The following is a 4,569-nucleotide window of genomic DNA, read 5'->3' as shown; positions in this document are numbered from 1 at the left end:
CCGCCCCCTCCACCCGAGCGGGCGACCGGCGTCGTGGACGTCCGGGCCGGTCGGCTGCCCGAGAAGGCGGCGGTCGTCCACGACCACTTCGCCGGCGACGGCGTCAACGACGCGCCCGCCCTCGCCGTCGCCCATGCGGGTGTCGCCATGGGGAGGGCCGGCTCGGATCTCGCCCTGGAGACCGCCCACGACGACCACACCGCCGTACCGCCCGCCGCCCGCCTCTCCCGGTCCGCCCGCCGCCTCGTCCGGCAGAACTTGGTCATCGCCGGGGCGTTCAATCACCGGGCTCGTGCTGTGGGACCTGGCCGGGCACCTGCCGCTGCCCTCTGAGGGGCGGGGCACGAGGGGCCGGCCCACCCCCGGCCCCCTGTCCACCCCCGTTCCCGCCGCCCTCCTCCCCGGCCCAGCCCCTCTGTACCCTGGCCGTCCACTCCCCCCACCGGCGACCCCACCCCGCACGTCCATGTCGGATTCCCGCCAGCCGAACCTCCCACCAGCCCCCATGCTGGACGTATGCAGAACGGGATGCACACCGACCGGGAGCGCTGTGTGCGGGCCGTGCAGTCGAAGGACGCGCGGTTCGACGGGTGGTTCTTCACGGCGGTGCACACGACAGGGATCTACTGCCGGCCGAGTTGCCCGGCCGTGCCGCCGAAGCCGCAGAACATGGCATTCTACCCGAGCGCGGCGGCCTGCCAGCAAGCCGGGTTCCGGGCGTGCAAGCGGTGCCGGCCGGACACGAGCCCGGGATCGCCGGAGTGGAACCATCGGGCCGACGTGGTGGCCCGGGCGATGCGGCTGATCGGGGACGGCGTCGTCGACCGCGACGGCGTGACCGGCCTGGCCACCCGCCTCGGCTACAGCACCCGGCAGGTGGAGCGCCAACTCCTCGCCGAACTCGGTGCGGGCCCCCTCGCGTTGGCGAGGGCGCAGCGCGCCCAGACGGCCCGCATCCTGATCGAGACCAGCGAACTCCCCATGGCGGACGTCGCGTTCGCGGCGGGCTTCTCATCGATCCGCACCTTCAACGACACCGTCCGCGAGGTCTTCGCCCTCTCACCCACCGAACTGCGGTGCCGCGCCCCGAAGTCGACGAAGGCGACCCCCGGCGCACTCCAGCTCAGGCTCCCCTTCCGCGCCCCCCTCACCCCCGACAACCTCTTCGGCCACCTCGCCGCGACGGCGGTCCCCGGCGTCGAGGAGTGGCGGGACGGCGCGTTCCGCCGCACCCTGCGCCTCCCGTACGGCCACGGCATCGTCGCCCTCACCCCGAACCCCGACCACATCGCCTGCCGCCTCACCCTCAGCGACCTGCGTGACCTGACCGTCGCGACGAGCCGCTGCCGCCGCATGCTGGACCTCGACGCCGACCCGGTCGCCGTCGACGACCAGCTCCGCACCGACCCGGTCCTCGCGCCCCTCGTCGACAAGGCCCCCGGCCGCCGGGTCCCTCGCACGGTCGACGAGGCCGAGTTCGCGGTCCGCGCGGTCCTCGGCCAGCAGGTCTCGACGGCGGCGGCCCGCACCCACGCCGCCCGCCTGGTCACCGCGTACGGAGACCCCGTGGACGACCCCGAGGGCGGCCTCACCCACCTCTTCCCGACCCCCGGGGCGCTGGCCGGACTCGACCCCGAGACCCTCGCGATGCCCCGCACCCGCCGCACGACGTTCACCACACTCGTCGCACAACTCACGGACGGCACCCTCCACTTGGGCCCGGAGAGCGACTGGCCCGAGACCAGGGAACGGCTCCTCGCACTCCCCGGCTTCGGCCCCTGGACCGCCGACGTCATCGCCATGCGCGCCCTCGGCGACCCCGACGCCTTCCTCCCCACCGACCTCGGAGTCCGGCGCGCGGCCCAGGAGTTGGGCCTGCCCGCCACCCCGGCTGCCCTCACCGCCCGCGCCACCGCCTGGCGACCCTGGCGTGCCTACGCCGTCCAGTACCTGTGGGCGACCGACGATCACCCCATCAACTTCCTTCCTGCGTAAGGATGTTCCTGTGAAGCACCACAAGGTCATCGACAGCCCCTACGGCCCGCTCACCCTCGTCGCCGACGACGGCGTCCTGTGCGGCCTCTACATGGCCGACCAACGCCACCGCCCGCCCGAGGAGAGCTTCGGCCCCCGCGACGACACGGGACTCGACAAGACAGAAGCCCAGCTGGAGTCCTACTTCGCAAGCGAGTTGACGGAGTTCACCGTCGAACTTCGCCTGCACGGCACCGAGTTCCAGAAGTCGGTCTGGTCCCAGCTCCTGGCCATCCCCTACGGCGAGACTCGCACCTACGGCCAACTCGCCGAAGCCCTGGGCAACATCGGCGCCTCCCGCGCCGTCGGCCTCGCCAACGGCAAGAACCCCATCAGCATCATCGTCCCCTGCCACCGTGTCATCGGAGCCTCCGGCGACCTCACCGGCTACGGTGGCGGCCTCGACCGCAAACGCCGCCTGCTGGACTTCGAACGGGGCACCGCGCTGTTCTGAACGGACCTGTCCTGACGGGCCCGTTCGGCACGGGCCCGCCTCCGCTCACCCCGCCTCCCCCAACTCCCGCAACAGCCGCGGCAACGCCGTCCCGATCGGCTCCCGCACCACCTCGGCCGCCACCTCGTCGTACGGCGTCGGCTCCGCGTTGACGACGGTCAGCCGCGCCCCGTGCTCGGCGGCGACGCCGACCAGACCGGCGGCGGGGTGGACCTTGAGGGAGCTGCCGACGGCGTAGAAGACCTGGCACGCCTTGGCGACGGCGAGGGCGTCACCCAGGACACCCGGGTCGAGATGCTCGCCGAACATGACCGTCGCCGACTTGAGGATGCCGCCGCACTCCAGGCACGGCGGATCGTCCTCCCCGGCGTCGAGGCGGGCGAGGGCGTCCGCCATCGGTCCGCGCGCACCGCACTTCGTGCACACGAACTGCCGTGCGGTGCCGTGGAGTTCGAGGACCTTGCGGGCGGGCAGCCCGGCGAGCTGGTGCAGCCCGTCCACGTTCTGCGTGAGCACCCGCACCGGTACGCCCGACCGCTCCAGTTCGACGATCGCCCGGTGCGCGGCGTTCGGCTCGGCCGTGAGCGCCTCGCTGTGCCGTCGCATCCGCCAGGAACGCCGCCGGATCTCCGGATCGCCCATGTAGTACTCGTACGTCACGAGCTTCTCGGCCTCCGGGTCCCGCCGCCACAGCCCGTTCGGCCCGCGGTAGTCGGGGATTCCGGAGTCCGTGCTGACACCGGCACCGGTGAGGATCGCGACGAGGGGCTTGGCCATACGCCGAGCGTAGAACCCCTGCCCCAGGTGAGCGACTGGATATCCCCCCATGCCGCACCCCGGTGATAACGTCACGCCATGGCAAAGGTCTCCGTCGCCCTCGATGCCGAACTCGTCGTCGAGGCCATGGTGTTGGCCGGGGTCGGCACCCCGCAGGACGCCGTGGAACTGGTCCTGCGGGACTACATCCAGCGCGGCCACCGCACGGAGGCGCGCGTCGCCGAACGGGACGAGGCGCTGCGCGAGATCGACGTCAGGCCCGACACCCAACAGGGCTAGCACACACCGGAGTTCAGGCCGCCGGGACCCCGTTCTCCAGCTCGGCCGTACCCGTTCCCTCCGCCAGTGCGTCCAGCGCCGCCAGCACGCGCAGCCCGAGCTCCCCGGGAAGATGCGCCGCCAGCTCCTCACGCGGAACGAGCTTCCAGGACAGCAGCTCCTCCTCCTGGAGCCGGATCGACTTGAGCTCCTCCTCGCCGAGCACGCCACCGTCGTACACATAGGCCACCAGCGGCGGACGGGCCGTGCCGGGGACCCAGTCGATCGCGAGGAGGCGGCCCAGCGGACGGTCGAGGCCGATCTCCTCCAGGGTCTCCCGGCGGGCGCCCTGGCGGGGGGTCTCGCCGGTGTCCGACTCGATGGTGCCGCCCGGAAGCGCCCAGCCCTCACGGTAGTTGGGCTCGACGAGCAGCACCCGCCCCTCGGCGTCCCGGAAGAGCGCGGCGGCGCCCGCGAGGACACGGGGCAGGGAGGCGATGTACGTGGCGTAGTCAGCGATGCTCATCCCGGAAGCGTATCCAGGAGCGAACTGCGCTACCCGTCCGACGAGTTCGTGTCCCCAGCGCCTCGCGCGACCCTAATGCCGAGGTCACGGCCACCGCACAGCCGGAATCCAGGCTTCGGACGCCGCATGACGCCGAGCGCGTCCGCCGGTTAAGGTCACTGCGGCGTTGACCGGTGCGGGGATGGGAGACAGGTGGCGGAGCCTTCGGAGCGGCGTGCACGGCGCGTGCTCGTCGCGGCGGACAAGTTCAAGGGCTCGCTGACGGCCGTCGAGGTCGCCGAGCGGGTGACGGCCGGCCTGCGCGCGGTCGTCCCCGGTGTCGAGGTCGAGGCGCTGCCCGTTGCGGACGGCGGTGACGGCACCGGAGGCCGCGTCGGTGTCCATCCCCGGGCTCGGCCTTGACGTTCCGACGTCTTCCAGCACTGGTACGCGCGGGTGGCGGGGCCGACGACGGTGCCGTGGGCCTGGACGGGGGTCGACCAGGCGAGGGCGCCGGCGACCACGGCGAACAGCATGACGA

The 4,569-nt window shown here is 72.7% G+C and carries 5 protein-coding genes and 2 pseudogenes; 5 read left to right on the top strand and 2 right to left on the bottom strand.

Features of this window, described 5'->3' with window-relative positions:
• The 3 genes and pseudogenes from ACVNF4_RS32765 to ACVNF4_RS32755 all read left to right on the top strand — a co-directional run.
• A pseudogene (locus ACVNF4_RS32765) lies at positions 1 to 351 on the top strand (heavy metal translocating P-type ATPase); the annotation flags it as partial.
• A gap of 165 nt (positions 352 to 516) precedes the next feature.
• A complete protein-coding gene (locus ACVNF4_RS32760; RefSeq protein WP_461806517.1) occupies positions 517 to 1,995 on the top strand; it encodes an AlkA N-terminal domain-containing protein in 1,479 nt (492 codons plus the stop codon).
• Between the two features lie 10 nt (positions 1,996 to 2,005).
• Positions 2,006 to 2,488, top strand: coding sequence for a methylated-DNA--[protein]-cysteine S-methyltransferase (locus tag ACVNF4_RS32755; RefSeq protein ID WP_461806516.1), 483 nt, complete (start codon positions 2,006 to 2,008; stop codon positions 2,486 to 2,488).
• A 45-nt stretch (positions 2,489 to 2,533) separates the two neighbouring features.
• On the opposite strand, the gene ACVNF4_RS32750 is transcribed toward ACVNF4_RS32755, so the two are convergent.
• Complete coding sequence (locus ACVNF4_RS32750) at positions 2,534 to 3,265, bottom strand: Sir2 family NAD-dependent protein deacetylase (RefSeq protein WP_461806515.1); 732 nt, start codon at positions 3,263 to 3,265, stop codon at positions 2,534 to 2,536.
• A 78-nt stretch (positions 3,266 to 3,343) separates the two neighbouring features.
• Here ACVNF4_RS32750 and ACVNF4_RS32745 point away from each other — a divergent pair, with 78 nt between their 5' ends.
• Positions 3,344 to 3,544, top strand: a complete 201-nt coding sequence (locus ACVNF4_RS32745; RefSeq protein ID WP_461806514.1) for a type II toxin-antitoxin system VapB family antitoxin — start codon at positions 3,344 to 3,346, stop codon at positions 3,542 to 3,544.
• Positions 3,545 to 3,557: 13 nt separating this feature from the next.
• On the opposite strand, the gene ACVNF4_RS32740 is transcribed toward ACVNF4_RS32745, so the two are convergent.
• The gene (locus ACVNF4_RS32740; protein WP_461806513.1) at positions 3,558 to 4,049 is read right to left on the bottom strand and encodes an NUDIX domain-containing protein; all 492 of its coding nucleotides are present in this window, start codon (positions 4,047 to 4,049) and stop codon (positions 3,558 to 3,560) included.
• 192 nt (positions 4,050 to 4,241) lie between these two features.
• Between ACVNF4_RS32740 and ACVNF4_RS32735 the strand changes: the two are divergent.
• A pseudogene (locus tag ACVNF4_RS32735) lies at positions 4,242 to 4,412 on the top strand (glycerate kinase); the annotation flags it as partial.
• Between the last annotated feature and the right edge of the window lie 157 nt (positions 4,413 to 4,569).

This window comes from Streptomyces sp. S6, assembly GCF_054880855.1.
This window is presented reverse-complemented; position numbering and strand designations above follow the sequence as displayed.